This window comes from Methylobacterium sp. CM6246 (genome assembly GCF_054818005.1).
Window position 1 is genome coordinate 817911 of sequence record NZ_JBTXKY010000001.1, and the last position, 25246, is coordinate 843156.

A 25246-nucleotide genomic window follows, 5' to 3' on the forward strand; every position below is an offset into this window, starting at 1 on the left:
GACGGAACGCGCTCGCTGCCACGCCGACCGGCTGCCCCATCGGGGCGCCCCGGACCGGCCGCAGACGCTTGACCCTCGGCCAAGCCCGTGGCTTCTGGGCCTGCTGGCACCCCAGACTCCGTAGCTCAGCTGGATAGAGCAGCCGCCTTCTAAGCGGCAGGTCGTTGGTTCGAGCCCAACCGGGGTCGCCAGCAATTCACCCGCCCAGTCAATGACTTGGCGGGTTTTTCTTGGCCTGTATACGGCATTCTAAGCGCGCAACACGCCGCAACACCGATCGTTATTTTACAATGGCTTACGACGCGAGCCGAGGCGCTTGCGGGTGCTCCACGCAACACGGATGCAACACGAAAGGCGTGTCTGTATGCCTCAGCGTGAGCCTCTACGAGTGGCGGACCGCAGGTCCCAAGCCTGAGCGTTATGCCTTGCAGCCGCCGTCATCACCGCTAGCTGGCGGAGCGACCGGCACAGTCCGGTGGCCGAAGCCGGAGAGTCCGATGCGTGTTCTGATGGTTGGCTATGAACCTGACTCGGTCGATTTCTCGGACCCAGCTCTCCCGCACGGACTAAATGCCGAGAAGATCCACCATGGGATCGAGGTGGCGCTTAAGGATATGCGCGACCGCGGCTGGGCGGCTGAGCAGTGCTTCATACAACCGGACGATCAAGCCGGCCTGATCCTGCGGCAGATGCTCACTTCCGGCTCCTACGACTGCCTCGTGATCGGCGCTGGCGTGCGTTCCTGGCCGCGGCACCTGGCGGTATTCGAAGTCCTTATCAACGTAGCTCGGGAGGCTGCGCCGACAGTTCCGATCGCCTTCAACACGCGGCCTGAGGATAGCGGTAATGCCGTCGAGCGGGTGTGCAGCAGCCATCGGATCTGACCGTACGCCGCCGCCCATACTTCACCGCCGCCCGACCGGCACGACAGTGTCAAAAAACGCGAAGGTTATAGCCATCATAACAACAGACCTCATGATCAAAAGGGATCTGCTGGATCTTCTCTGACGCTTGGCGGACTATGCTGGAGCACGACGGCTCGCTGAGACGAGTCCGCGCGTTTGGAGGAACTTCGATGGGCGTGCTCAAAACCGGCCAGACCGTGGCGCTGGCTGTCGTCGCGGCCTCAGGCGGCTGGCTGTTTGCCCAGACTTCCTGGGGAGCATCCGACCACCCACCGCGGTTCCCGCAGTTAACCCTCGAGCAGCTTACGCCTGCTCAGCGTCCGGTTGGCGAGAAGATCATGAAGGTATCGAGCGTCGGACTTGCCGGCCCGTACAATCCGATGATCCGAAGCCCCGAGATGGCTCAGCGGATGTACGACCTGCTCGACTACCTGCGCTGGCACACCTCCGTGCCGACGCGATTGAATGAGTTCGCGATCCTGATCCAGGGACGCCTCTGGCGCTCGCAGGTCGAGTGGTACGCCCATTACCCGCTGGCGATCAAAGCGGGACTCTCCGAGCAGGTGGCGGCGGATCTTAAAGCTAACAAGCGGCCGGAGGGCATGAAGCCCGACGAGGCGGCCGTTTACGACTTCTGCATGGAGCTTTCCACGCAGCATGCAGTCTCGGACGAGACCTTTGATCGTGCCAAGCAGGTGCTGGGCGAGCAAGGCGTAGTGGACCTGACGACACTCACCGGCACCTATGTGACGGTGGCCATGCTACTGAGCATGGCCGAGGAAGGCGTGCCGCCAGGCAAGGAACCCCCGTTTAAGCCGGGCGAACGGTAGCGAGCGGCAGGCGGTCTTGGCGGATTGTTGTCGGGACCCGCTGGATCCTCGGCGCGGCGGACATCCGCCCGCGCACGCTGCAACGCATGTCGGAGCGCTCGGTTCGTAGTCGAACGCCAGGTTTGCCCGCACGTCCTCCACGGTCGCGGGGCGACATCGTTCCAAGATTGACGCTCGGCGCGGTTGACGGTTCACGGATCGCCGCCCGAGCAGACGAGAATACAATCCTCTATCGGGCCTTCCGCGTGCTCAGGGCGACGCCAAGCAAGACGGCGGCGCCGACACCGGCCCAAACGATCCCGGCGCTTATCGTCCCCGCCGACGGTACACCCTTGCGCGCCCGCCAGCCGCCGTCAGCGCTCGTTCCTTGTGAGATCGGTTTCCGCAGCGCCCCATGGGTCCTTGGTCCTGGATCGGCCCGGTCCAATGCGAAGCGGAATCCTACGCCCATCACACGCTCGGTCAGCGAGGGCGCAAGCGCGTAGCCGGCTTGGGCGAGGCGGGCCGGCCAGCCGACCGCCGTCTCGTGTCGGGGATGCCGAACCAAGCGCAGGTAGGCCTCGGCCACATCCTCGGGCGCGTAGTAGACGTGGCCTGGGTTGAGCGTCTTGCCCGTGACGTTGGCCCCGTGCTCCAGACCGGGGGTGTCGACAATTGCCGGGAACACGCCACAGACGTGGATGTGCTTATGCCGGGCAAGTTCCTGGCGCAGACTGGCCGAGAAGCCGCGCAAGCCGAACTTGCTCGCGGTGTACGCTGCCGCGAACGGCGTCGGGGCCCAGCCGCCCATCGAGACCGTGTTGATCAGCGTGCCGTGTCCCTGGCGCAAGAAATGTGGCAGCACGGCATAGGCACCGTGAATCGCACCCATCAGGTTGATCTCGATCGTCTGCCTGTGCAGGTCGAGCGGAGCGTCGAGGAGCGGCCCGAATACCCCCGCACCTGCATTGTTGATCCAGACATCGATGCCACCGAACGCCCTCGCCGCGCCTTCCGCCAGCGCGAAGACGGCGTCGGTGTCGGTCACGTCGGTTGGGATCGCGATCGCCGCGCCACCACCGTCCCGGATCTCGCGCACAACGTTGTCGAGAACATCGGAACGCCGGGCAGCGAGAACGACGCAGGCCCCCCTGGCAGCAAAGGCATAAGCCGCGGCACGCCCGATGCCGCTCGACGCGCCCGTGATCACGACCGTAGATCCACGCACTTGCGCCATGTCTCGCACTCCCGCTCGTTGATCTCGATCAGCGAACCAGAGTAGGATTGTCGTGTTCCTGCGGCAGAGAGACCGTGGGTCGTCAGGTGTAGCGGATAACCTGGTGGACTCGCGAGCGGGGCGACGCGTCGCCATTGTGCCTTCATCAGGCTTGGCCGATCTTCTCGTAGTCGCTGCCTGTCTGCTCCGAGATTTCGAGCCAGTATCGGTTTGAAGCGTCAGCGAACGGTGCCTGGACGTATCCCATGACTGAGAGAGGGCGACCGCGGCAGTTTGAACGCGGTCAGCCCGTCGAGGCGCTGGCAGGCACCATCGAGCGCGTCACCTTCCACAGCCCCGAGACCGGCTTCTGCGTGCTCAAGGTCCAGGCTCGGGGCAAGCGCGATCTCGTCCCGGTGATCGGGCATGCCCCCGCCATCGCGGCCGGCGAGTGGATCACCGCCACCGGCATCTGGCACACGGATCGCCAGCACGGCGTGCAGTTCAAGGCCGACACCCTCAAGGTCACGCCACCCACCGGGGTCGAGGGCATCGAGAAATACCTCGCCTCCGGCCACATGCGCGGCATCGGCCCGGCCATGGCTAAGCGCATCGTCGCGGCATTCGGCGAGGGCACGTTTGAGATCATTGAAGCCGAGCCGCAGCGGCTGCCCGAGGTCGCCGGCATCGGCCCGAAGCGCGCCGCCCGCATCATCGCCGGCTGGGCCGAGCAGAAGGCGGTGCGCGAGATCATGCTGTTCCTGCACGCCCACGGCGTCGGCACAGCGCGGGCGGTGCGGATCTTCAAGACCTATGGGCACGACGCCATCGCGGTCATGACCGAGGACCCGTACCGGCTGGCCAAGGACATCCGCGGCATCGGCTTCAAGACCGCCGACGCCATCGCGATGAAGCTCGGGCTGACCCCGGAGGCACCGCAGCGGCTGCGCGCGGGCATCTCGTTTGCCCTGCAGACGGCGACCGACGGCGGACACTGCGCGCTCCCTGTGGTGGAACTGATCAAGCTCGCGAGCGACCTCCTCGGCGTCGACGCGGCGCTGATCCGCTCGGCGTTGCTCGACGTGCTGGAGACCGGCGAGGTCGTGCAGGACATCCTCGGCGACAAGGCGTGCATCTTCCTGGCCGGGCTGCACGCCGCCGAGCGAATGATCGCCGAGCGGCTGCTCCGCCGAACGAAGGGCACACCGCCCTGGCCCGAGATCGACCTCGCCCGGGCTCTGCCCTGGGTCCAGGACAAAACCGGCAAGACGCTCTCGCCCTCGCAAGGGGAAGCCGTGCGGCGGGTGCTCGGCGCCAAGCTCGCGGTGATCACCGGCGGTCCGGGCGTGGGCAAGACCTCGACCCTCGACACGATCCTGCGGATCCTGCGGGCGAAGGGCGTGCAGGTGCTGCTTGCCGCCCCGACCGGCCGGGCGGCCAAGCGCATGACCGAGCAGACCGGGCTCGAGGCCAAGACGATCCACCGCCTGCTGGAGATCGACCCGAAGCACGGCGGCTTCTCGCGCAACGAGGACAATCCGCTCGCCTGCGACCTGCTGGTGATCGACGAGACCTCGATGGTCGACGTGCCGCTGATGAATGCCCTGACCAAGGCGGTGCCGGAGCACGCCGCACTGCTCCTCGTCGGCGATGTTGACCAACTGCCCTCGGTCGGGCCCGGTCAGGTGTTGGCCGACATCATCGCTTCGGGGGCTATTCCGGTGGCGCGGCTGACCGAAGTGTTCCGGCAGGCGGCCGAGAGCCGGATCGTCGTGAATGCGCACCGGATCAACGCCGGCAAGATGCCCGAGCCAGCTGCTCGGGGCGCGGACAGCGACTTCCATCTGATCGAGATCGACGAGCCCGAGCCGGCGATGGCGACATCGATCGAGGTGGTGACCAGACGCATCCCGGCGCGCTTCGGCCTCGATCCCGTCCGGGACGTGCAGGTGCTCACCCCGATGCAGCGCGGCGTGCTTGGCGCGCGCAACCTCAACCACGAGCTCCAGGCGGTGCTGAACCCGAACCCCGCCATCTCGGTGGAGCGGTTCGGCTGGCGCTTCTCACCCGGCGACCGAGTGATGGAGAGCCAGAACGACTACGACCGGGAGGTGTTCAACGGCGATCTCGGCACGGTGGTGCGCATCGACGAGGACGAGGGCGCGGTGATCGTCGATTTCGACGGCCGCGAGGTAGTCTACCCGTACGGCGAGCTCGACACGCTGGTGCCGGCCTACGCCACGACCATCCACAAGTCGCAGGGCTCGGAGTACCCGGCGGTGGTGATCCCATTGGCCATGCAGCACTGGACGATGTTGGCGAGGAACCTCCTGTACACGGGGGTCACTCGCGGAAAGCGGTTGGTTGTACTGCTCGGGCAGCGCAAAGCACTGGGCATCACGGTCCGCGGCGGTAATACTAAGCCCCGCTGGACTAAACTGCGCGAGTGGCTGGCGCGGGGAACTTGATCTTTATGGAGATAGAGACAAGAGATTGAGACGGGACAATCGTTCCGAAGCAAGGGGGGCCATTGAAGCGGACAGAGTCCCCGCCGAAGCAATGCGGACGTGGAATAGCAAACTACGGAACTTCGAGGGTAGACCGCGTACTTTTTTAAGTAAGCCGCCATTGAGGTGCCGGTATCTAAGGCGACAAGACAGCCCCTTAGTGTGGTGTCCGTCAGTATATATGAAGCGTAACATAAATGCCCAATTTGTCCAATTTTATGCTATAGAACTAATCCGATTTATTAAGATATGAAACGGAACGGCTGATATTTATATGATAAAATGATTAAATTTGCTGTTTTAATCGCTTGAATAACAAGGGGGAGCAGCGCATTGAGTAAAAGATCAGTTGTCTAAGTCGCTGCGAACCAGTTTAAGGAAGGACAGGGCGGCGGCTGATAGCGGGCGCCCAGGGCTTCCCAGTACAGTGACCGAGAACGTCACAGTCGGCTGCAATCTTCGCACGACAACCTGTCCCTTTAGGGCCCTCACAGTGACAGCCTCCGCTACAGCGAAGCCGAGGCCAGCGGCGACCATGGCACAGGCGGCTGTCGCGTTCTGCGTCTCCGCGACAAGGCGAGGCACGACACCGTTGACAGTGAAGAGTTCGTCAACCTGATCGCGAAGGCGGTACTGCCGACCGAGTGAGATGTAGGGTTCGTCATGCAGCTCAGAAAGCGGAATCGCCTTGTTCCGCGTGAGGCGATGCCCGGGTGGCAGGACAACAAGTCCGGGCAGGTCGATCGGTGGTGCTGCGACGAGGGCGCTTCGGCCGACCGGCAGGGCAAACCCGAGGTCGGCATTGCCGGCCTGCACCAGATCATGGACCTCACGCGAACTCGCCACCACGAGCGATATCCGCACCGGCTGCACCTCCCGGGCGAACTTAGCTAGCAGCCGCGGAATAAGCGACAGACCCATCAGTGGCATGGCGGCGACGCGCAACTCTCCGCTTCCGACCCCCCGCATATCGTCGATGGTGCGATCCAGGTGGTCGGCGGCCGCAAACAAGGTCGCGACGTCGCTTTCCAGCTTCACGGCTTCCGGCGTCGGCTGAAGATGGCGGCGCGAGCGATCGAAGAGCGGCAATCCGGTCTCGTCCTCCAGGCCGCGCAGCAGCTTCGTGACGGCCGGCTGTGAGAGGAACATCCGCTGCGCCGCGCGGCTGACCGAGCCGCTCTGCATGACTGCGCGGAATGCTTCTAGCTGGCGAAGCCGGCTCGGGGTCATCCAAAATCCTGCAACTCGCTACTGAAAGGAATGAAACGACAAAAATTATGAATTTGCGTCCCTCGTCAAGAGATCGCACGCTGTGAAGCATTCGGGGCTGGAAATTCGCGGAGATGCTCAGGCCGGAAGCGACGTGCTCGTTTTATGCCCATGAATAGCTTTCCGATTGCTCACGGAGGCAAGCAATGTTGCGGTCGACACTAGGTCTCTTTACTGCGACGGCCACCGTGCTCAGCATGGCGGCCTCCTCGGCCGTGGCCGAACAGCGCCTGACCGTTGCCGGCTACGGTGGCAGCTATGAGCAGGTCATGCGCTCCAGCGTGATCCCGACTTTCGAACGTGAGAACAATGTCCGGATCGACTACCTGACCGGCAACTCGTCCGACAATCTCGCCCGCATGCAGGCGCAGCGCGGCAATCAGACCATCGGCGTCGCCGTGCTGGACGACGGTCCGATGGTCCAGGCGGCCGGGCTCGGCCTCTGCCGCCCGCTGCCGGAGACCACCCGGGACGCCGTGTACCCGATCGCCCGCCTTGCGAGCGATCAGGCCGTCGGCACCGGCTTCGGCTTCACCGGCATCGCCTACAACAAGGATGTCTTCGCGCAGAAGAACCTGCCGGTCCCAACGTCTTGGATGGACCTCGCCCGGCCTGAATACCGGCAGCACATCGCCATCCCGGGCATCGACAATACGTACGGCGTCCACACCCTGGCGATGGTCTCGCGCATCAACGGCGGCAGCGATTCCGACATTGCGCCGGGCCTCAAGGTGCTGCGCCAGCAGATCAACCCGAACGTCCTCGCCTACGAGAGCAGCCCGGGCAAAATGAGCGAGATGTTCCAGTCCGGCGAGATCTGGCTCGCAGTCTGGGGCTCCTCGCGGGTCGCAGCGATGCAGCAGGCGGGTTTCCCCCTGGCAATCGTGCGGCCAAAGGAGGGATCCGTGGTCTTGATGACGGCGGGATGCGCCGTCACCGGCAGCCCGGAGCCCGCCCTGGCCGACAAGTTCCTGGCCTATATGATCTCGCCGACCGTGCAGCTGGCCTTTGCCACCCAGTACGGCGCCGGACCGACCAACCCGGCGACCAAGCTGCCCCCCGAGGTTGCTAACCGGGTGATCTATGGGGAGGATCAGGTGAAGAGCCTCATCGGCCTCGATTGGGATGTGGTGAACCGCAACCGCGCTGACTGGACCCGCCGCTGGCAGCGCGAGGTCGAGCGCTGATGGCCGCCCCGCATTTCCTCACCCTCGACCAAATCGGCAAGGATTACGGGGCTTTCACGGCAATCCGTGAGGTCAGCTTCTCGGTAGCCCCGGGGGAGTTCCTTGGCCTGCTCGGCCCTTCCGGCTGCGGCAAGACCACCACGCTGCAGATGATAGCCGGTTTCGAGGCCCCGAGCCGCGGCCGCATCACGATGGATGGGCGCGATCTGACCACGGTGCCGGCGGCCAAGCGCGGCATCGGGCTGGTATTCCAATCTTACGCCCTGTTCCCGCACCTGACCGCGGCCGAGAATGTGGCGTTCGGCCTGGAGATGCGTCGGGTGTCGAAGGCTGAGCGCATAAAGCGCGTCGCTGAGGCGCTTGATTTGGTCCACCTCGCCCATCTCGCCGACCGCTTCCCGCGGCAGATGTCGGGCGGCCAGCAGCAGCGGGTCGCACTAGCGCGCGCCCTAGTGATCGAGCCACGCCTGCTTCTCCTCGACGAGCCGCTCTCGAACCTCGACGCGAAGCTGCGCGAGGAGATGCAGGTCGAGCTGCGCGAACTCCAGCGCAGGATCGGCGTCACCACGATCTTGGTCACGCACGACCAGTCGGAGGCGATGGCCCTGTGCGACCGCGTTGCGATCATGCAGGGCGGCCGCATCGTTCAGATCGACGCACCGTGGCGGGCCTACGACGCCCCGGCGGATGATTTCGTCGCCGATTTTCTGGGACGCAGCAACCGCCTGCCTGCCTGCGCGGGGGGCGGCCAGGCGGAAGCTGGGGGGCATCGCTTCGCCCTGCCGCCGGACCTGGCCGATCGCCAGGGCGACATCCTGCTCACCATCCGGCCGGAGCGCCTGCGCATCGGCAATGATGGGGCCGCAGGGCTCGGCGGGCGGGTGCAGTCGCGCCTCTTCCTCGGGGGCTTCTGGCTCTACGCCGTCGAGACGGCCCTTGGGAGCTTCGCCGTGATGCTGCAGAACACCGGCACCGTGCCGCACGACGAGGGTGCCCCGGTGACGCTGGACTGGGATGCCCACAGCCTGCGCCGGCTCGAACGCGCATGAACGGCCGGAGTAATCTGACGCCTGCGCTTCTCGCAGCGCCCTCCCTCGTCGTCTATGCCGGCGCGCTGCTGCTGCCGCTCGGTGGCGTGCTGCTCCTCAGCCTGCATGGGTTCGACTTCGAGAAGGGCATCCTGCCCGGCTGGGGCCTGGAGAATTACCGAGACCTGCTGACCGATAGCCTGTTCGCGGAATCGCTGCTGCGGACTCTGCGTATCGCACTCTGGACCACGGCGATCTGCCTGCTGGTTGGCGTGCCCGAAGCCTGGATCATCTACCGCATGGCTCCGCACTGGCGCGGTGCGATGCTGCTGATCGTGGTCGGGCCGTTGCTCGTGTCGGTGGTCGTGCGCAATTTCGGCTGGATGGTACTGCTCGGCACGACCGGGCTCGTGAACCAGGTACTGACGATCCTCGGCGTGCCAGGCGCGCCCTTCCGCCTGATGTTCACCGAACTCGCCGTGGTGATCGGCCTGGTGCACGTGATGGTGCCCTTGGTGGTTCTGTCCGTGTGGGCGAGTCTCGGTCGGCTCGATCCGGTGCTGGAGCGCGCGGCCTTCAGCCTTGGGGCGAGCCGTCTGACGGTGTTCCGCCGCGTCGTCCTCCCGAACGTCATGCCGGGCATCATGGCCGGTGCCTTGATGGTGTTCTGCCTGTCGGCCTCGGCTTTCGCGACCCCGGCCATGCTCGGGGGAAAGCGCCTCAAGGTCGTGTCGAGCATGACTTACAACGAGTTCCTGAACACGCTGAACTGGCCGCTCGGCGCTGCGCTCGCGACGCTGCTGATGGTGGCGATCCTCACCGCCACGCTGATCTGGACACGCTTCGTCGAGACGCGGGCCATGCGCCGCCTGGGCGAAGTGGCGGTAGGTGGCAAGGGAGGAAGCCGGGCATGAGCCGCAACGGTCCCCTGGCGCTGGCCTTCCACGCGCTGTTCCTCACCTTCATCCTGGCACCGCTGCTCGTGGTGATCGGCGTATCTTTCACCGGGGAGGGTTACCTCGCCCTGCCGCTCAACGGGCTCTCCCTGCGCTGGTGGCGCGCGATCGGCGACAATCCGCGCTTCCTGGAGAGCTTCTGGTTCAGCTTGCGACTTGGCGTGACGGCCGCCACGCTATCCGCGCTGATCGCGGTGCCGGCAGCTCTGGCGATCGCCCGGTGGCGCTTCCCCGGCCGCGGGGCTCTGGTGGCGATCCTAGCCTCGCCGCTGATGATCCCGCACGTGGTGCTGGGCGTTGCGCTGCTGCGATTCTTCTCCGGCTTTGGCCTCTCGGGTAGCTTCGAGGGCTTGGTCACCGCGCATGTCATCGTGATTACCCCCTACATGCTGCGCCTCGTCGGAGCCGGCCTGTCGGGTCTCGATCCGCGCATCGAGCGCGCTGCGGAGAGCCTCGGAGCCTCGCGCTTGACCGTATTTCGTCGGGTGACCCTGCCGCTGATCGCCCCGGGCGTCGCCGGAGGGTGGATCCTGGCCTTCGTCACGAGCTTCGACGAGCTGACGGTTAGCCTGTTCCTGGCTTCCCCGTCCGCCAACCCGCTGCCCGTGCAGCTGTTCAACTACATCGACCAGATGACCGACCCGCTGGTCGCGTCCGTTTCGGCGGCCCTGATCCTTGGCACCGCCCTGGTCCTCCTGGTGCTCGATCGCTTTTACCCGATCGACCGCCTCCTCACCGGGGAGCGCCGCGCATGATCTCGGCAACACAGACGCTGCAGGGTGAGACGCGCGACGCCATCGTGGTTGGTGGCGGACTCGTGGGCGCAGCGATCGCGTACGGGCTGCAGCGGCAAGGCCTGTCCACGCTGATGCTTGACGAGGGCGACATCGCACACCGGGCCAGCAGGGGCAATTTCGGGTTGATCTGGGTCCAGTCGAAAGGCCTAGGCGCACCCCATTACCAGCACTGGACCCATGGCTCAGCGCAGGCCTGGCCGGGGCTCGCCGAGGATCTGTCCGAGGCCACCGGCATCGGCGTCGGACTGCACCAGCCGGGCGGCCTGCATTTCTGCTTCTCGGACGCGGAGATGGCGCAGCGCGACGCGCTGATGGGTCAGCTCCGCAGAGAGGCCGGCAATGCCGGCTACGAATACCGCATGCTGAGTGTCGCGGACCTGCGCGACATGGTCCCGGGCCTCGGGCCCAAGGTCGTGGGCGCCTCCTGGACCCCCTACGATGGGCATGCGAGCCCGCTGCATCTCCTGCGCGCGCTCCATGCGGGGTTCCAGCGGGCGGGCGGCCATTACCGGCCGAATGCACGGGTCGAGGCCGTCACGGCGGCGCCCCACGATTTTTCCGTCAGCCTCGGCACGGCGATCGTGCGGGCGCCCCGGCTCGTGCTGGCCTCAGGGTTGGGCAACGCCGACCTTGCACCGCTCGTCGGCCTCGCCGCTCCGCTGCGCCCCGAGCGCGGCCAGATCCTCGTCACGGAACGCACCCGCGAGGTGCTCGCTCTGCCGACCCACGTCGTCCGCCAGACCGACGAGGGCTCGCTCCTCCTCGGAGACAGCAAGGAGGACATGGGCTTCGACACCCTGAGCCAGACCCCCACGATCATGCGGGCCATCGCCCAACGGGCGGTGCAGACCTTCCCGTGGATCGCTGAACTGAACATCGTCCGGGCCTGGGCGGCCCTGCGGGTTATGTCGCCCGATGGGAAGCCGATCTACGACGAGTCCGAGCGCTGCCCCGGGGCGTTCCTGGCCAATTGCCATTCGGGCGTGACCCTGGCGGGGGCGCATGCGCACCTGCTCGCCCCGATGATCGCGGCCGGCGCGCTGGCGCCGGAGATGTCCCCCTTCAGCGCGAGACGGTTCGATGTTCAGAAGGCGGCCTGAAGCCCGCCCCGCCCCGGGGGACCGGCTGGTGGACGTGTACGTAGCCGGCGCGGTGGTCCGCGTCCCCGAGGGTGCTTCCGCCGCCGCCGCGGTGCTGCTCTCCGGCGCCCCGGCGATCCGCACAACGCCGGTAAGCGGAGCTCCGCGCCTGCCCTATTGCATGATCGGCATCTGCTTCGATTGCCTCGCTGAGATCGACGGCGTCGCCAACCGCCAGGCCTGCCTGGTCCCGGTGGCGCCGGGCATGCGCATCGAGCCGCAGCAGGGACCGCGCGCGGCCCGGCCCCACCATAATGCCCCGGAGGCCGCATGAGCTACGATCTCGCCATCGTGGGCGCCGGCCCGGCCGGCATGGCCGCCGCCATTGAGGCCACCGCGCTGGGGCTCTCGGTCACCGTGCTCGACGAGCAGGCTGCCCCGGGCGGGCAGGTGTTCCGCGCGGTGGAATCTGCCTCCGGCGACCCGGCCCTCGCGGGCGAGTACCTGGACGCCGGCGGTGCGCTCACCGCGTCGTTCCGGAGCGTCACGACGATCGCCTATCGGCCTTCCTCGACGCTGTGGCATCTCGCGCCCGACACGGGAGCGCTCTCGGTGAAAGCCGGTGGGGCGTCGTCGGAACTCGCGGCCCGGCGCGTGCTGCTGGCCACCGGCGCTCAGGAACGACCGGTGCCGATCCCTGGCTGGACCCTCCCCGGCGTGATGAGCGCCGGCGCCGCCCAGATCCTGCTGAAAACCGCCGGCGCCGTCCCGCAGGGCGCCGTGGTGATCGCCGGCCAGGGACCTTTGTGCTGGCTGCTGGCGGTCCAGCTTCTGCGTGCCGGGGTCGGGCCGCTGACGTTGCTTGAGACCGGTGCCGGCGGCGCACTTTGGGATGCGTTCCGCGCCGGCGGCCTTTGGACCGGCCGCCGGCTCCTCGGAAAGGGCGTTGCGCTCGTCCGGGAGGCTAAGCGACGCGGCCTGCAGGTCGTGCGGGGCGTACGCGACTTGAGGGCGGAGGGCGACGCGCATGTCCAGGCGGTGCACTGGCATGGAGGTTCGTTGCCTTGCGACACACTGCTCCTGCACGAGGGCGTGATCCCGTCGACGCACATCACCCGGGCCCTCGGCCTCGACCACGATTGGGACGCGCAGCAGCTGTGCTGGCGGCCCCGCCTCGACCCCTGGGGCGCCACTAGCCACCCGAACGTGGCAGTCGCGGGCGATGGCGGTGGCATCGGTGGCTGGGAGGCGGCGGTTGCCAGCGGCCGGCTGGCGGCTATCGATGCGGCCCACCGCCTGGGGAAGCTCGATGCCGCGGCCCGTGATGCGCGCGCGGCGGCCCCACGCATCTCCCTGCGTTCCGCGCTGTCGCTGCGACCCTTCCTCGACCGGCTTTACGCCCCCGCACCGACTGTGCTGGCGCCTGCAGACGACACCATCGTGTGTCGCTGCGAAGAGATCACCGGCGGCCAGATCAGAGAGGCCGCGCGGCTCGGCGCCACCGGGCCGAACCAGGTCAAGGCGTTCCTGCGCGCCGGCATGGGCCCCTGCCAGGGCCGCATGTGTGGGACCGTGGTCGCCGGCCTGATCGCTGAAACCCGCGGGGCCTCGATGGAGGAGGTCGGCGCGCTCCGGCCGCGGGCGCCGTTCAAGCCGATGACCGTCGGCGAGCTGGCGCGGGAACCGCAGGACGCGGCCGCGTGAGCGCGCCCGTGGCGCTCCGGATCTGCGTGCTAGGCGGCGGTCCGGCTGGGAAGTCAGCCCTGGCCCGGCTGCCTGGGGCCGTGCTTATCGCGCGCCCGCAGGCGACTGGCTGGCATGCCGAGCCCGGGATCCTCTGGATCGAGAGCGCGGGCCACGTCCGGCCGGAGCCCTTCGACCGCCTGCTGGTCTGCGCCAACGAGCCCCTGCTGCTGGCAAGCCTCGGCTGCGCTTTCACGGAAGGCCACCTCGTTATCGACGAGGCGGGACGCACCACCGTTCCGGGCATATCGGCCGCTGGCCGGGTGGCCGGCGCGGACTCGGTGGACGCCGCGGTTAGGCAGGGGGCTGCCGCCGCCGAGGCGCTGATGGCGGGGCCTGCCGCAGCCCCGGTCCCGGCGTCGCTTCCGGGGTCTATCGGGACGGCGTGGCTGGATCCGTTCGACCTCGCGGCGCTTCTGGAGCGTCCCGCCGATCCGGCCCGCGATGCGCAGTTACGCGCGCATAGCATCTTCGCGGGTCCGGTCCGCCCGGCCCGGCCCGTCAGCCTCGCGGCGCTTGCGAATTTCGTCGCGGAGGCGCCGGAGCCGCATCCGCCGCAGCTGGACGGTGGAGAGCTCGCATGAGGGAGTCCGACGTCCTCGTGGTCGGCGGTGGGCTTCACGGCCTATCCGCAGCCCTGCATCTCGCCCGGCGCGGCATCCGGGTCCGCGTACTGGAGGCGCAACAGGTCGGCGCGCACGCGTCGGGCTACTCGGCCGGCGGCGTGCGCACCTTGGGCCGCCACGTCGCCGAGGTGCCGCTCGCGCTGGAAGCCCTCGACCGATGGCATCGCATCGCCACCCTGGTGGGCGAGACCTGCGGCTTCCGCAGCGTCGGGCAGGTGCGGGTGGCCGAGACCGGGGCCGAACTTGCCCGCCTCGCGGAACGCGCGGCGCAGATGCGCGCGCTGGGCTTCCGCCACGAAGAGGTCGTGGATGCCGACACCCTGCGCGGCCTGCTGCCGGCCGTCGCCGGCCACGTGGTCGGCGGCCTGATCGCGCGGCGCGATGGCTACGCGGTCCCGCTCCGGACCACGCAGGCCTTCGGCCGCGCAGCGACAGCCGCCGGCGCGGAGATCCTGGAGGGCGTGCGCGTCTCCGACGCCGAGCGGCGGGACGGACGCTGGATCCTGAAGAGCCGGGACGCGGACACCTATGCGGCCCCGTATCTCGTCAATGCGGCCGGTGCCTGGGGCGGGCGCCTTGCCAGGGCGGTGGGCGAAGCGATCCCGCTTGGCTTCAACGCGTTCCAGATGCTCCTCACCGACAGTCTGCCGCCGTTCCTAACACCCGTGGTCGGCGCAACCGGGCGGCCGCTCTCCTTCAAGCAATCCGAGAGCGGGCACGTTATGATCGGCGGCGGCCACAAGGGCCTGGCGGATCTCGACACCGGTCAGGTGCGCCTCGACGTCCCGCGTCTCGCCTATTCAGCCCGCACGGCTCTCGACCTGTTCCCGATCCTTCGCGACGCGCGCATCGTGCACGCCTGGGCCGGCATCGAGGGCGTCACGCCGGACGAATTGCCGGTGATCGGCCGCTCGGCGGTCGCGGACGGGCTCGTGCACGCCTTCGGCTTCTCCGGCCACGGCTTTGCCCTGGCACCGGTGATCGGCGACATCGTCGCCGACCTCCTCCTCGATGGACGAACCCGCTTCCCCATCGAGCCCTTCGCGGCTGACCGCTTCGGCCGCGTCCCCCTCAGCTCAAGCCTCCGGCCCGCCCTGCCGCAGCCGGCAGGCTGAGTTCACCATCCGCAGAGAGGACCTCACCTGTGATCCAACGTCATATCCGCACGCCCATCATGCATCGCGTCGTCGAGCATAGTGGGGTGCTATATTTGGGCGGAATCGTCGCTGAAGACCGTTCGGCCTCGATGAAGGGGCAGACAGAGCAGGTTCTGGCTCGCGTCGATGCGTTGCTCAGCGAGACGGGGAGCGACAAGAGCAAGATCCTGACAGCCACGCTCTACATCACCGACATGAATCTGAAGGACGAGATGAACGAGGCCTGGACCGCATGGTTGGCTCCAGAAATTCTGCCAAGCCGATCGACCATCGGCGTTGCTGAGCTCGGTCCTAAAGTGTTGATCGAGGCCGTGATCACAGCTGCGAAGTAGCGCGTGAATCGAATGGTGTCTTTCATATGCATTCCCTACCGATCTGAAATCTAGGTTCTTGTCTAAGGCAGGAGTGACGGACGGTGGAGCAGACGGCATGTTCTGCCCACCGATGTCGAAAGACTTAAAATCAGTCAATTGTCTCTTTGAATACGTACTAATTCGTAACTTATAAACTAGATCAGGACGCAGACATCTGATTTGGCAATTTTAATTCATAACTGGTAGCATTCTGAGATAATTGATTAGCAATTTATGTCTGTAACATAAAATGCAATAAATCAATATCCGTTTTAATGCCTGCGATCGTCTGACGAATTTGGAAATATTATTATAAAATAAAAGGTACGTTAGCCAGCGCTGCTAGTAATACCCAACCGAACGATTGGTCAGACTGCTTCCCGATTGAGCCGAAGAACAAGCTGATCGGCAAATTTCGCTGCGGCTACCGATAGGGATCGCCCGCGCAGCTGCGCGAGAACCAGCGTCATCGGCGTCAGATCGCGCGTGTCGATAGGACGACTGCGCAGACGCGGATCCTGGGGGATGCCACTGGGGATCTGAAGGCTGATCACGTCCTCGCGTAGCGTCAGATTGCGCAAGAATTCCAGCGATCCTGACTCGACCGCCGGCCGCAGTTCGACGCCGCGCCGAGCCAGCGCGTGCTCTATGTGGTGGCGGATGGCCAACGAATGGTCGGGCAGTGCCAGAGCGTGAGCCAGGCAATCACGCAGCCGCACCGGCCCGGTCTCCGCCGCCAGCGCGTGGCCCTTGCGCATCAATGCGCAGAGCGTCTGCTGGCCGGAATAGAGCGGATGTAGCTCCGCCGAAGGCGGCGGCTGCAGGATCAGGGCGAGATCCGCCTCAAAGGCCGCCAGGGCGCTCACTCCCTGCGCGTGGTCGCGGACCTGCACCGTGAAGCCGACCTGCGGGAAGCGAGCACGATAGGCCTCCACCTCTTCCGGCACCACCTGCGTGACGAAGGCCTGGCTGCAGGCTAGGGCCACGTGCCCTCGCCGCACCCCTGACAGGTCGGCGATCTGCGAGCGCACCCGCTCAAGATCCGCGGCCTGGTCGCGGATGTGGCGGACGAAGAGCTCGCCGGCCGCGTTGAGCCGCATTCCCTGTGGCAGGCGCTCGAAGATCGGCGTGCCGAGCTCGTATTCAAGGTCCTGTATCTGCCGCGTCAGGGCCGAGGGCGTGAGATTCAGACGTTCCGCCGCGCGTCGAATCGAGCCGGCCCGGGCGACTTCGGCGACATAAGTTACCGTGCGCAGGTATTTCATGCCTCCATCATGCTTGCCGTTGCCTGCGAAGCAACGGCACGATCATCAAATAGCACTTCCTTGCAACAGGGGAGACTCATAGCGTTCGCGGCATCGGGACTCTGAAGGAGCCGTTCGATGATCTGCCGCCGCACCCTTATGGCCGGTCTCGGGGCCGGCCTCGCTCTTGGCCCCCTGGCTGGCGCGCGCGCCCAGGGCACGCCCGTCACGATCCGGATGGGATCGCTCAAGCTGATCCACTCGATCGCGCCGAGTTTCTACGAGCGCTTCACTCCCGCGGGCGTGACGGTGGAGGTGGTGCCCTTCGAGAGCCCGACGGAATGCAAGAACGCCGTCGTCACCAAGTCGGTGGATTTCGGCACCTTCGGCATCGCCGCCGCGACGCTGGGAGCCGCCGCGGGCGAGCCGCTCGTGGTGATCGCCTCCACCTGCAACCGCGGGATGGCGGTGATCGCTAAGAAGGATTCGGACATCCGCGCCATCAAGGACCTGCGGGGCAAGCGGGTCGCGATCTGGCCCGGCAGCACCCAGGAGGTCTTCGTCCTCGAACGGATGCGCATGGAGGGACTGTCCGTGAAGGACATCACCCCCGTGCGGATCTCGTTCTCGGAGATGCACATCGCGTTGGCCCGCGGCGACATCGACGCCTATGTTGGCGCCGAGCCAGGTCCCGGCGTCAGCCTCGCCTCGGGCATCGGCCAGCTCGTCGAGTATCCTTACGGCACCGAGATGGGGGCGCTGAACATGGTGTTCGGCGCCCACCGCGACACATTGGCCGAGCGCCCGGACCTCGTCCGGACCATGCTGGAGATCCACCGCAAGGCCACGGATTTCGCCGCCGGCGACCGCAACGCGATGATCGCCATGGCCGTGGCCAAGCTCGGGCAGAAGCGCGAGGCGCTGGAGCTCTCAGCCCCGAACGTGGAGCTGACCTGGCGCCTCGGTCCGGACGAAGTCCGACAGGCCGGGGCCTACGCCCAGCACATGCTGGCGCTCAAGCAGATCAAGCGCCTGCCGGGGCCCGGCTTCATCGACACCCGCTTCGTTGACGCGATGGGGCGAGCGTGAGCACCGGGATCGAGGCCGGCGCCCTGCCGGCGTCGCCGGTCGGATCGACATCCAGGCCCGCGGCCAGGACCGGGGCCGGGCTCGCACGCCTGCGCCGGTTGGGACTGGCCAGCGTGGTGCCGGCTTTGCTCGTCGCCGTCTGGCAGGTGGCCACCGCAGGCCGGCCCTATAGCCTGATCCCGCCGCCCGCCGATGTCTGGGCGGAGATGCAGGATCTCGCGATCGGCGGCGTCAACGACGACGCCTTCAGCGGCACACTGTGGACGCACCTCGCGGCGTCGCTCGGCCGCGTCTACGGCGGCTTCGCGCTGGCCGCCGCCGCAGCCCTACCGCTCGGCCTGCTGATCGGGCGCGTCCCGCTTGTCCGGGCGCTCCTCGATCCAGTCCTGCAAGTCCTGCGGCCCGTCCCGGTCACCGCGTGGCTGCCGCTGGCGATGATCCTGTTTGGCCTTGGTCCGCGCTCGGCCTTCTTTCTCGTCTTCCTCGGAGCGTTCTATCCGATCCTGGTCAACACCGTGTTCGGGGTGCGCTCGGTGGAGCCGCGCCTGTTCGAGGCGGCCGCAATGCTGGGCTGCACCGGGCCGGCGCAGTTCGCCCGGGTGGTTCTGCCGGCCGCCCTGCCGTCGATCTTCACCGGTCTCCGGCTGGGCCTGGGCTTCGCCTGGGTGGTGATCGTGGTTGGCGAGATGACCGGCGTTCAGACCGGCCTCGGCGCGATCATCATGGAGGCGCGCCAGCTGTCGCGCACCGAGATCGTAATCTGCGGCATGGCGGTGATCGGAGTCGCGGGCTTCGTCTCCGATTGGCTGGTCATGCAGCTCGGCCGTCGGCTGCTCGCATGGAGCCCCAACCATGGCTGATCCCTCGATCCCGATCCTCGACCTGCGCGCGGTATCGAAGACTTACACGGCGGGCGGTCGCCGGACCGAGGCCCTGCGCGAGGCGAACCTCACCGTCGCTCGGGGCGAGTTCGTCTGCCTGCTCGGCGCTTCGGGCTGTGGGAAGTCGACGCTGCTGCGGGTCGCCGCCGGCTTCGAGGCGCCGAGTTCCGGGCAGGCCCTAATGTGGGGCAAGCCGATCGCGGGGCCGGGGCCGAGCCGCGGCATAGTCTTCCAGGATTATGGCCTGTTTCCGTGGCTCACCGTGCGCGACAACATCGGCTTCGGCCCGAAGGCGCGCGGGCGGCCCGCAGCCGAAGTGCGCGACGTCGCTGAGCGGTACATCTCGCTCGTTGGTCTCCAGGCCTTCGCCGACGCCTATCCGCACCAGCTCTCGGGTGGGATGAAGCAGCGGGTCGCCATCGCCCGGGTGCTCGCCAACGAGGCGGAGGTGGTGCTGATGGACGAGCCCTTCGGGGCGCTGGACGCCATGACCCGCGAGCGGTTGCAGGACGAGCTGCTCGACCTCTGGTCGCGCACCGGGCTGACGATCCTGTTCGTCACCCATGCCATCGAGGAGGCGATCTTCCTGGCCGACCGCATCGTGATGATGTCGCCCGGTCCCGGCCGGATCGAGGCGGTGCACGCGATCGACCTGAAGCGGCGGCGCGATGTGTCGAGCCCGGCCTTCAACGACCTGCGCCGAATGCTGGCCGCGCAGCTTCATAGTCACCACGCGCCGCGGGCGGCTGCCTGATGGACATCACGTTCGACGACCCTCGCAGGCCCGAGAACCGTCTGGCCTACCGCGCCGCCGTCGACCGCCCTCGGCTCACCTTGCCCGAAGGCAAGCACGTCGCCGTGTGGCCGGTGGTCAATGTCGAGCACTGGCTGATCGACCATCCGATGCCGCGCCAGATCCTGGTGCCGCCGACCGCCGCGAGCCTGCTGCCCGACCTGCCGAACTGGGCGTGGCACGAGTACGGGATGCGGGTCGGCTTCTGGCGCTTCCTCGAGGCTTTTTCCAGCCGTGGCATCCGCCCGACCCTGTCGATCAACGGTTCGGTCTGCAGAGCCTATCCCCGCATCGCCGAAGCCGCCCATGCGGCGGGCTGGGAGTTCATGGCCCACGGCTTCCATCAGGTCCCGACCCACCGGGTCGAGGACCAGCCCGAGATGATTGCGCGCACGGTCGCGGCGATCGCGGAGGTCACCGGGCGTCCGCCGCGCGGCTGGCTCGGCCCGGGCCTCACCGAGACCCTCGATACGCCCGATCATCTGCACGCGGCCGGCATCGAATACGTCGGCGATTTCGTGGTCGACGATCGCCCCTGTCGCGTGGCGACGCGCACCGGGTCCCTCGTAGCGCTGCCCTACTCCGTCGAGTTGAACGACATTCCGCTGCTAGCCATCCAGCACCACCGGGCCGACGAGTTCGTAGATCGGGCGCTGGCCAACCTCGACCGCCTCGCAACCGAGGCCGCAGGTCCCGGTCCGCTCGGCGGCGCCAAGGTGATGAGCTTCGCGATCCATCCCTACATCACCGGCGTTCCACACCGCATCGGCCTGCTGGAACGGCTGCTGGACGCCCTGGTCGCGCGCAGCGACGCGGTCTTCATGCAGGGGACCGAGATCCTCGACTGGTATCTCGGATCTGGCGACGAATCCTGAACCCCCGAGCCGGCCAGAGACGAGGAGAGCCGCAGTGCCCCCCTTCCCGACGATCCCGCTCCTGCACGCAGCTTATGCGGCGGGCCTGGACCCGCGCGAAGTCGTGGCCGAGTGCTACCGGCGACTCGTGACAGTCGATGATCCCGGTATCTTCCTCGCGCTGGTGCCGGAGGCGGAGGCTCAAGCCGAAGCGGCCGCGCTCCCACCCTTCGACCCCGCGGCAATGCCGCTCTGGGGCGTGCCCTTCGCCGTGAAGGACAACATCGACGTGGCCGGCCTGCCGACCACCGCGGCCTGCCCGGATTTCGCCTACACCCCCACCGAGACCGCGCACGCTGTTGTACGGCTCCGCGCTGCCGGGGCGATCCTGATCGGCAAGACTAACCTCGACCAGTTCGCCACCGGGCTCGTCGGCCTGCGCACGCCCCATCCTGCCCCGCGCAATGCCATCGACCCGGCCTATGTGCCCGGAGGCTCCAGCAGTGGCTCGGCGGTGGCGGTCGCCCACGGGATCGTGACGTTCGCCCTCGGGACCGACACGGCGGGTTCGGGTCGGGTGCCGGCGGCGCTCAACAACGTTGTAGGGCTGAAGCCGTCCCTTGGCGCGATCTCGAGCCGCGGGATGCTCCCAGCTTGCCGCACCCTCGATACGCTCTCGGTCTTCGCCGGTACTGTCGCCGACGCCGATGCAGCCTTCCGCGCCATGTTGGGTTCCGACGGGCTGGATCCCTGGTCGCGGGCGCTGCCCGTGGCTCCCGCCCCAGCGGGTCTCCCGCCGGGCCTGCGCCTCGGGCTCCCGGACGGGGCAAGTCTGCGCTTCGGCGGCGACAGCCTTTCAGAGGCGGCCTTCGCCGCTTCCGTGGCCGAGCTTGAAGCGCTTGCCGGCGCAGCGGCGCGGGTCGACCTGAGCCCGATGTTCGCCGTGGCGGCGCTGCTCTACGACGGACCGTGGGTCGCCGAGCGTTACGCGGCGATCCGCCCGGTGATGGAAACGCGCCCTGGGATCCTGCACCCGACCACACGGGCGGTGATCAGCGCCGCTGAACGCTACAGCGCTGCGGACGCCTTCGCGGGCCTCTACCGCTTGGCGGAGCTGCGCCGGAATGCTGACGTGGTCTGGGAGCGCGTCGACGTGCTAGCGGTGCCGACCTATCCGCGTCCGCAGACCTGCGCGGCCGTGGCGGCCGACCCGATCGGCCCGAACAGCGAGCTCGGAACCTACACCAACTTCGTCAACCTGCTCGACTGGTGCGCCCTCGCGATCCCAGGCCGGTCCCGGGCCGACGGCTTTCCCGCTGGGATCACCCTGCTGGCGCCGCGCGGGTCGGACGGGCTCCTCGCAGCGCTCGGGGCGCGCCTGCACGCGGCCTCCGCCGGGCGGATCGGCGCCGGCACGATGCCGGTGCCGGCGGTGGAGCCGGGCCCGGTCCGGGCCGGCCCGGGCGAGATCGAGCTGGCGGTTGTCGGCGCGCATCTCTCCGGCCTGCCCCTGAACCGCGAGCTGATTGAGCGCGGCGCCCGCTACTTGCGCGCGGTGACGACTGGGCCGGATTACCGCCTCTACGCCCTGCCGGGCGGGCCGCCGCAGCGCCCGGGCCTGCTCCGGGTGGCTAATGGCGAAGGCGGTCGCATCGAGACGGAGGTCTGGGCGTTGCCGCCCGCCGCCTTCGGCGAGTTCGTGGCAGCCATCCCGACGCCCCTCGGTATCGGCACCCTGCAGCTGGCCGACGGGACGGCGCCGAAGGGCTTTCTCGTCGAGGTGGCTGGCGTCGCAGATGCGGACGACATCACGCAGTTCGGCGGCTGGCGCAGCTACGTGGCCGGTGGTGCCGCGGCCTAATAGACCTGCGGCTTCTAAGAAGCCTCTGGACTCAAAGGATCGGCCACGCACCTTGCTATGCCAAGGCCGACGATCCCAATTGATCTGAATAGCCTGTCTTGGCTACCTCACGCGATCAGATCGCGGTGCGCGCGGTGCCTATGCAGCCAAGTCCTGGCGTAGCCGCACAAGGGTACAATCCGCTCACCGCTTGCCCGGGCCTGTGCCACCACGCCTTCCATGAGCCGTCCAGCAGCTCCGGTGCCTCGCAAGACAGGTGGTGCGTAGACGTAGCTGATGATGAGGCAGCCTGCTTCGCGCCGATAATCTGCGAACACAACTGCATCGCCGGCCCCCAGCTCGAAACGGCTTTGGTCGACGTTGTTGCGCACCGAGTCCGTCATGCTCTTCCCTTGCCTCACATCAATCGGGGAGCGTTTTGCCCCCTTCAGCCGGATTGAAACATCTAAAGGTCGTCGGTGTCCGGCTTATCACTCCATCTCAATGCCAAGATAACCGTCCTGGATTTGCATGCTGTGGAGATTGTCGGGCTGGAAACCCCAGTCGCCGGCTTGGGCGGCGGGCCCTCGATCTTGATCATCTAACAGCGCGACGATCCGCTCTACGACATCGAGCGCGAGCTCCGCGAGCTGCTCGAACTCCTCTCGCGGAATGGCTCTGGCCATCACCCGACGGCCGGTGGGAAACGGAACGACATTGCTCATGATCAGCCCCAGGCCTTCACGGCTTTCATGAGGAGATCGCGATCCCGGATCGCCCCCTCGCATAAGATCTCGTCCTTGATGCGCAGGCTTAGGGCTTCGTCGCGCTGCCAGTCGTCCTGCGGCCTTCGCAGACGCGCCTCATCGGCGATGCGGTCACGGATCAGGGCCGCACGCGAGGCTTCCTGCTCAGCAAGATCGCCAGCTGCATTCGGACGCACGCCGACGATTGGGTCATGGCTCTTTGCGAACGGCTGACAGCCTACCGCGAGCCACTGGTGGTGGATTGCCTCGAACACGTCGAAGAGGTTGCTGAGCTGAGAGATGTTGAGGCCGCTCAGTTCCACCGCGTCAGCCTGCATCTTAGCCAACGGCATGGATTGAGACGCCGCCGGCTCCTTGGCTTTCCGTCTCAGAACGCGGGCGGCCGAGGCACCTACGTCGGCAGCCCGCTCGCGCAGAGAGGGGCGCGGGCCAGCCGGTGCCTTCCTGGAGGAGGATTTGCTCATGCCCCCCCCTCACGCGAGAGGGAGGTAGCCGTAGGCGAACACGCCCCCGGCGATGATGAAGGTAGCGGCCAGCGCCTCGCCAGCGAGATCTAGGAAGCGCCAGGCCCGGACGTGCGCTGTGTCGGGGCGAACAGGAGCCACGGCCTCCCACGGCTCAATGGTGCCAGGCATCGGCTCGTTCGGCAGGATTGGGGAACGGCGTTCGCTTGGAAGCTCGCGGACTGTGCCGATCACGTCCGGCCGGCGAATTGGGACTGGCTGGCTGAAGTCTGGGATGTTGGCGAAAAGCCGAGAAGGCGAGCGCGGGCGTTCACCGGCGGGAGCCGGTGCTGTAGGATTATCGGCAGCCATGTGACGGTCTTTCCGGACGGCGTTGCAGGGTCAGGGCCGAGCAAGAGCACCACCTCTTGTTCGGTCCGGCAGTTTCTGACATTATCAACCTACGAGGGGTTGTCAATGTCAGAAACTGGTAAAAACAAAGGCGGCCGCCCTCGTGTCGATGCCACCCCGATCACCGTGCGGGTGCCACCCGGTCAGCTCGACAGTCTAGATGCATGGATCGCGGATCATCCAGAGCCCAAGCCCAGTCGGCCCGAAGCCATTCGAGAGGCAGTTTCGGAGCACCTGAAGGCGAAGGGCTACGGAAAATGAAGGGCTCTCACACTGAGCCCGACAAGCTGGTTGAGGTCGCCAGGCTCGCGACAGCGATCGCCGACCGCATTCTTGAGCAGCATGCCGCCGGGACGACGATCCCGCCGGAGCAATTCATCATGCTGGTCCGAGCCGCCCGGATGCTTCAGGACAATCGGGCTCCCTGGCCGCCGTCGGTGGAGCAAGTTCTGATGGAAGTCGCTAAGCGCGCCGAGCAAGCCGAGGAGACACCCGACGCTTCCCAAGCCGCGTCTGTCGGCGACGAGGTCGTGGGGAACCTGTCGCAGTTCCTCGGCGCCGTTAAGCGTCGCGTCGGGGCCAGCAGATGAACACGGCATCGCTCGCCGTCACCGACGGGCCCATCAGCCGGGGATATGTGCAGCACCGCGAGGATCTGGAGGGCGCTACTTGATACGCATAGCGACCACATCCGCAGATCCACGTCCCGAAACCGAAGAAGTCGATCCACCGATGGCAAATGACGACACTCTCGCGAAGGCCCTGGCCAGCGTGAGGCATCAGCGCGAAACCCTTGAGGTTGAATACGAGCGAGTGAGCGGCGAGCTGACGAAGCTCCGCATGGCCGAGCGGTCGCTCGCATCGATCGTTGAAGGCACGGCGATGGACGAGCCGGCCGATGATCAGCCGAAGCGCCGCCGCGCTCCCGCGGAAGACGGTCAACCTCGTGGCACTCGTGGTCCCCGTGGCCCCCGGGCCAACTCTGCCAAGGGACGCTTGAAAGCGCTCCTGGAGGAAGCCGGGTCCGAGGGGCTGACGCACGCTCAAATCACCGAGCGCCTGACGGACGTGGCGGCCAACACCTTGGCCACGTACCTCAGCGTGATGACGACCAGCGGCGAGCTGGTCCGTCATGGCGACTTCTATCGTGCAGGCGCCCCAACCGCGACGCCTGAGAGCGATGATCCCGAGACCGAAGACGACGAGGGCGTAGAACCCGATCCGACCGAAGTTGAGCTTGCCAAAGCCGCCGAATAGCGGGGCAGCCGAAGACGGCGAAGCGCTCGTGAGAG

General features: G+C 67.0%; 27 protein-coding genes and 1 tRNA gene. 21 read left to right on the forward strand and 7 right to left on the reverse strand.

Annotated elements, in window-relative coordinates; translation table 11 throughout:
* Positions 1-114: 114 nt before the first annotated feature.
* The 3 genes from ACYQPG_RS04055 (at position 115) to ACYQPG_RS04065 (ending at position 1735) form a co-directional block, all read left to right on the forward strand.
* Positions 115-191 (forward strand) — tRNA-Arg (locus ACYQPG_RS04055).
* Positions 192-497: 306 nt separating this feature from the next.
* Positions 498-884: a hypothetical protein gene (locus ACYQPG_RS04060; RefSeq protein ID WP_461230307.1), complete on the forward strand. Its 387-nt coding sequence runs from the start codon at positions 498-500 to the stop codon at positions 882-884.
* A 191-nt stretch (positions 885-1075) separates the two neighbouring features.
* The gene (locus ACYQPG_RS04065) at positions 1076-1735 is read left to right on the forward strand and encodes a carboxymuconolactone decarboxylase family protein (protein ID WP_461230308.1); all 660 of its coding nucleotides are present in this window, start codon (positions 1076-1078) and stop codon (positions 1733-1735) included.
* Positions 1736-1964: 229 nt separating this feature from the next.
* Here the strand turns inward: ACYQPG_RS04065 and ACYQPG_RS04070 are convergent, their stop codons facing one another.
* Positions 1965-2951 (reverse strand): SDR family oxidoreductase, encoded by a 987-nt coding sequence (locus ACYQPG_RS04070; protein ID WP_461230309.1) that lies wholly within the window; start codon positions 2949-2951, stop codon positions 1965-1967.
* Between the two features lie 245 nt (positions 2952-3196).
* On the opposite strand from ACYQPG_RS04070, the gene recD2 reads away from it, so the two are divergent.
* Positions 3197-5398: an SF1B family DNA helicase RecD2 gene (recD2, locus tag ACYQPG_RS04075; RefSeq protein ID WP_461230310.1), complete on the forward strand. Its 2202-nt coding sequence runs from the start codon at positions 3197-3199 to the stop codon at positions 5396-5398.
* 384 nt (positions 5399-5782) lie between these two features.
* On the opposite strand, the gene ACYQPG_RS04080 is transcribed toward recD2, so the two are convergent.
* Positions 5783-6667, reverse strand: a complete 885-nt coding sequence (locus ACYQPG_RS04080) for a LysR family transcriptional regulator (RefSeq protein ID WP_461230311.1) — start codon at positions 6665-6667, stop codon at positions 5783-5785.
* 236 nt (positions 6668-6903) lie between these two features.
* Here ACYQPG_RS04080 and ACYQPG_RS04085 point away from each other — a divergent pair, with 236 nt between their 5' ends.
* The 10 genes from ACYQPG_RS04085 to ACYQPG_RS04130 are packed head-to-tail and all read left to right on the forward strand — an operon-like array spanning position 6904 to position 15611.
* Positions 6904-7893: an ABC transporter substrate-binding protein gene (locus tag ACYQPG_RS04085; protein WP_461230312.1), complete on the forward strand. Its 990-nt coding sequence runs from the start codon at positions 6904-6906 to the stop codon at positions 7891-7893.
* Positions 7893-8942: an ABC transporter ATP-binding protein gene (locus ACYQPG_RS04090; protein ID WP_461230313.1), complete on the forward strand. Its 1050-nt coding sequence runs from the start codon at positions 7893-7895 to the stop codon at positions 8940-8942. The genes ACYQPG_RS04085 and ACYQPG_RS04090 overlap by 1 nt, the downstream gene beginning before the upstream one ends.
* Positions 8939-9835: an ABC transporter permease gene (locus ACYQPG_RS04095; RefSeq protein ID WP_461230314.1), complete on the forward strand. Its 897-nt coding sequence runs from the start codon at positions 8939-8941 to the stop codon at positions 9833-9835. Before ACYQPG_RS04090 ends, ACYQPG_RS04095 begins: the two co-directional genes overlap by 4 nt.
* Entirely contained in the window at positions 9832-10632 is an 801-nt protein-coding gene (locus tag ACYQPG_RS04100; RefSeq protein WP_147941439.1) for an ABC transporter permease, read from the forward strand. The genes ACYQPG_RS04095 and ACYQPG_RS04100 overlap by 4 nt, the downstream gene beginning before the upstream one ends.
* A complete protein-coding gene (locus tag ACYQPG_RS04105) occupies positions 10629-11774 on the forward strand; it encodes an NAD(P)/FAD-dependent oxidoreductase (RefSeq protein ID WP_461230315.1) in 1146 nt (381 codons plus the stop codon). Before ACYQPG_RS04100 ends, ACYQPG_RS04105 begins: the two co-directional genes overlap by 4 nt.
* Positions 11755-12087 carry a (2Fe-2S)-binding protein gene (locus ACYQPG_RS04110; RefSeq protein WP_147941441.1) on the forward strand — a complete coding sequence of 111 codons (333 nt, stop codon included), beginning with the start codon at positions 11755-11757 and terminating at the stop codon, positions 12085-12087. The genes ACYQPG_RS04105 and ACYQPG_RS04110 overlap by 20 nt, the downstream gene beginning before the upstream one ends.
* Positions 12084-13457: an FAD/NAD(P)-dependent oxidoreductase gene (locus ACYQPG_RS04115; RefSeq protein WP_461230316.1), complete on the forward strand. Its 1374-nt coding sequence runs from the start codon at positions 12084-12086 to the stop codon at positions 13455-13457. The genes ACYQPG_RS04110 and ACYQPG_RS04115 overlap by 4 nt, the downstream gene beginning before the upstream one ends.
* Positions 13454-14080, forward strand: coding sequence for a hypothetical protein (locus ACYQPG_RS04120; RefSeq protein ID WP_461230317.1), 627 nt, complete (start codon positions 13454-13456; stop codon positions 14078-14080). The genes ACYQPG_RS04115 and ACYQPG_RS04120 overlap by 4 nt, the downstream gene beginning before the upstream one ends.
* Positions 14077-15237 (forward strand): NAD(P)/FAD-dependent oxidoreductase, encoded by a 1161-nt coding sequence (locus tag ACYQPG_RS04125; RefSeq protein ID WP_461230318.1) that lies wholly within the window; start codon positions 14077-14079, stop codon positions 15235-15237. Before ACYQPG_RS04120 ends, ACYQPG_RS04125 begins: the two co-directional genes overlap by 4 nt.
* 29 nt (positions 15238-15266) lie before the next feature.
* On the forward strand, positions 15267-15611 hold the full coding sequence (locus ACYQPG_RS04130) for a RidA family protein (RefSeq protein WP_147907913.1): 345 nt from the start codon (positions 15267-15269) through the stop codon (positions 15609-15611).
* Between the two features lie 389 nt (positions 15612-16000).
* On the opposite strand, the gene ACYQPG_RS04135 is transcribed toward ACYQPG_RS04130, so the two are convergent.
* Entirely contained in the window at positions 16001-16897 is an 897-nt protein-coding gene (locus ACYQPG_RS04135) for a LysR family transcriptional regulator (RefSeq protein WP_147907912.1), read from the reverse strand.
* Between the two features lie 117 nt (positions 16898-17014).
* Between ACYQPG_RS04135 and ACYQPG_RS04140 the strand changes: the two genes are divergently transcribed.
* Genes ACYQPG_RS04140 through atzF form a run of 5 tightly spaced genes read left to right on the forward strand, consistent with a single transcriptional unit; the run spans position 17015 to position 22354 of the window.
* Positions 17015-17965 carry an ABC transporter substrate-binding protein gene (locus ACYQPG_RS04140; RefSeq protein WP_461230319.1) on the forward strand — a complete coding sequence of 317 codons (951 nt, stop codon included), beginning with the start codon at positions 17015-17017 and terminating at the stop codon, positions 17963-17965.
* Entirely contained in the window at positions 17962-18825 is an 864-nt protein-coding gene (locus ACYQPG_RS04145; protein ID WP_447672514.1) for an ABC transporter permease, read from the forward strand. Before ACYQPG_RS04140 ends, ACYQPG_RS04145 begins: the two co-directional genes overlap by 4 nt.
* Complete coding sequence (locus ACYQPG_RS04150) at positions 18818-19600, forward strand: ABC transporter ATP-binding protein (RefSeq protein ID WP_461230320.1); 783 nt, start codon at positions 18818-18820, stop codon at positions 19598-19600. The genes ACYQPG_RS04145 and ACYQPG_RS04150 overlap by 8 nt, the downstream gene beginning before the upstream one ends.
* Positions 19600-20514, forward strand: coding sequence for a polysaccharide deacetylase family protein (locus ACYQPG_RS04155; RefSeq protein WP_461230321.1), 915 nt, complete (start codon positions 19600-19602; stop codon positions 20512-20514). Before ACYQPG_RS04150 ends, ACYQPG_RS04155 begins: the two co-directional genes overlap by 1 nt.
* Before the next feature lie 34 nt (positions 20515-20548).
* Positions 20549-22354, forward strand: a complete 1806-nt coding sequence (atzF, locus tag ACYQPG_RS04160) for an allophanate hydrolase (RefSeq protein ID WP_461230322.1) — start codon at positions 20549-20551, stop codon at positions 22352-22354.
* Positions 22355-22461: 107 nt separating this feature from the next.
* Here the strand turns inward: atzF and ACYQPG_RS04165 are convergent, their stop codons facing one another.
* The 4 genes from ACYQPG_RS04165 to ACYQPG_RS04180 all read right to left on the reverse strand — a co-directional run bounded on the left by ACYQPG_RS04165 (position 22462) and on the right by ACYQPG_RS04180 (position 23735).
* A complete protein-coding gene (locus ACYQPG_RS04165) occupies positions 22462-22737 on the reverse strand; it encodes a GNAT family N-acetyltransferase (RefSeq protein ID WP_461230323.1) in 276 nt (91 codons plus the stop codon).
* Positions 22738-22824: 87 nt separating this feature from the next.
* A complete protein-coding gene (locus ACYQPG_RS04170; protein ID WP_461230324.1) occupies positions 22825-23058 on the reverse strand; it encodes a hypothetical protein in 234 nt (77 codons plus the stop codon).
* Positions 23059-23060: 2 nt separating this feature from the next.
* Positions 23061-23564: a hypothetical protein gene (locus tag ACYQPG_RS04175; protein ID WP_461230325.1), complete on the reverse strand. Its 504-nt coding sequence runs from the start codon at positions 23562-23564 to the stop codon at positions 23061-23063.
* A gap of 9 nt (positions 23565-23573) precedes the next feature.
* On the reverse strand, positions 23574-23735 hold the full coding sequence (locus ACYQPG_RS04180; protein WP_461230326.1) for a hypothetical protein: 162 nt from the start codon (positions 23733-23735) through the stop codon (positions 23574-23576).
* Between the two features lie 476 nt (positions 23736-24211).
* On the opposite strand from ACYQPG_RS04180, the gene ACYQPG_RS04185 reads away from it, so the two are divergent.
* Entirely contained in the window at positions 24212-24544 is a 333-nt protein-coding gene (locus ACYQPG_RS04185) for a hypothetical protein (protein WP_461230327.1), read from the forward strand.
* Positions 24545-24686: 142 nt separating this feature from the next.
* Complete coding sequence (locus ACYQPG_RS04190) at positions 24687-25211, forward strand: hypothetical protein (protein WP_461230328.1); 525 nt, start codon at positions 24687-24689, stop codon at positions 25209-25211.
* Positions 25212-25246: the final 35 nt, after the last annotated feature.

Coding starts and splice junctions, on each gene's coding strand:
- ACYQPG_RS04060 (WP_461230307.1), top strand. CDS start 498: ATGCGTGTTCTGATGGTTGGCTATGAACCTGACTCGGTCGATTTCTCG.
- ACYQPG_RS04065 (WP_461230308.1), top strand. CDS start 1,076: ATGGGCGTGCTCAAAACCGGCCAGACCGTGGCGCTGGCTGTCGTCGCG.
- ACYQPG_RS04070 (WP_461230309.1), bottom strand. CDS start 2,951: ATGGCGCAAGTGCGTGGATCTACGGTCGTGATCACGGGCGCGTCGAGC.
- recD2 (WP_461230310.1), top strand. CDS start 3,197: ATGACTGAGAGAGGGCGACCGCGGCAGTTTGAACGCGGTCAGCCCGTC.
- ACYQPG_RS04080 (WP_461230311.1), bottom strand. CDS start 6,667: ATGACCCCGAGCCGGCTTCGCCAGCTAGAAGCATTCCGCGCAGTCATG.
- ACYQPG_RS04085 (WP_461230312.1), top strand. CDS start 6,904: ATGGCGGCCTCCTCGGCCGTGGCCGAACAGCGCCTGACCGTTGCCGGC.
- ACYQPG_RS04090 (WP_461230313.1), top strand. CDS start 7,893: ATGGCCGCCCCGCATTTCCTCACCCTCGACCAAATCGGCAAGGATTAC.
- ACYQPG_RS04095 (WP_461230314.1), top strand. CDS start 8,939: ATGAACGGCCGGAGTAATCTGACGCCTGCGCTTCTCGCAGCGCCCTCC.
- ACYQPG_RS04100 (WP_147941439.1), top strand. CDS start 9,832: ATGAGCCGCAACGGTCCCCTGGCGCTGGCCTTCCACGCGCTGTTCCTC.
- ACYQPG_RS04105 (WP_461230315.1), top strand. CDS start 10,629: ATGATCTCGGCAACACAGACGCTGCAGGGTGAGACGCGCGACGCCATC.
- ACYQPG_RS04110 (WP_147941441.1), top strand. CDS start 11,755: ATGTTCAGAAGGCGGCCTGAAGCCCGCCCCGCCCCGGGGGACCGGCTG.
- ACYQPG_RS04115 (WP_461230316.1), top strand. CDS start 12,084: ATGAGCTACGATCTCGCCATCGTGGGCGCCGGCCCGGCCGGCATGGCC.
- ACYQPG_RS04125 (WP_461230318.1), top strand. CDS start 14,077: ATGAGGGAGTCCGACGTCCTCGTGGTCGGCGGTGGGCTTCACGGCCTA.
- ACYQPG_RS04135 (WP_147907912.1), bottom strand. CDS start 16,897: ATGAAATACCTGCGCACGGTAACTTATGTCGCCGAAGTCGCCCGGGCC.
- ACYQPG_RS04140 (WP_461230319.1), top strand. CDS start 17,015: ATGATCTGCCGCCGCACCCTTATGGCCGGTCTCGGGGCCGGCCTCGCT.
- ACYQPG_RS04150 (WP_461230320.1), top strand. CDS start 18,818: ATGGCTGATCCCTCGATCCCGATCCTCGACCTGCGCGCGGTATCGAAG.
- ACYQPG_RS04155 (WP_461230321.1), top strand. CDS start 19,600: ATGGACATCACGTTCGACGACCCTCGCAGGCCCGAGAACCGTCTGGCC.
- ACYQPG_RS04165 (WP_461230323.1), bottom strand. CDS start 22,737: ATGACGGACTCGGTGCGCAACAACGTCGACCAAAGCCGTTTCGAGCTG.
- ACYQPG_RS04170 (WP_461230324.1), bottom strand. CDS start 23,058: ATGAGCAATGTCGTTCCGTTTCCCACCGGCCGTCGGGTGATGGCCAGA.
- ACYQPG_RS04175 (WP_461230325.1), bottom strand. CDS start 23,564: ATGAGCAAATCCTCCTCCAGGAAGGCACCGGCTGGCCCGCGCCCCTCT.
- ACYQPG_RS04180 (WP_461230326.1), bottom strand. CDS start 23,735: ATGCCTGGCACCATTGAGCCGTGGGAGGCCGTGGCTCCTGTTCGCCCC.
- ACYQPG_RS04185 (WP_461230327.1), top strand. CDS start 24,212: ATGAAGGGCTCTCACACTGAGCCCGACAAGCTGGTTGAGGTCGCCAGG.
- ACYQPG_RS04190 (WP_461230328.1), top strand. CDS start 24,687: ATGGCAAATGACGACACTCTCGCGAAGGCCCTGGCCAGCGTGAGGCAT.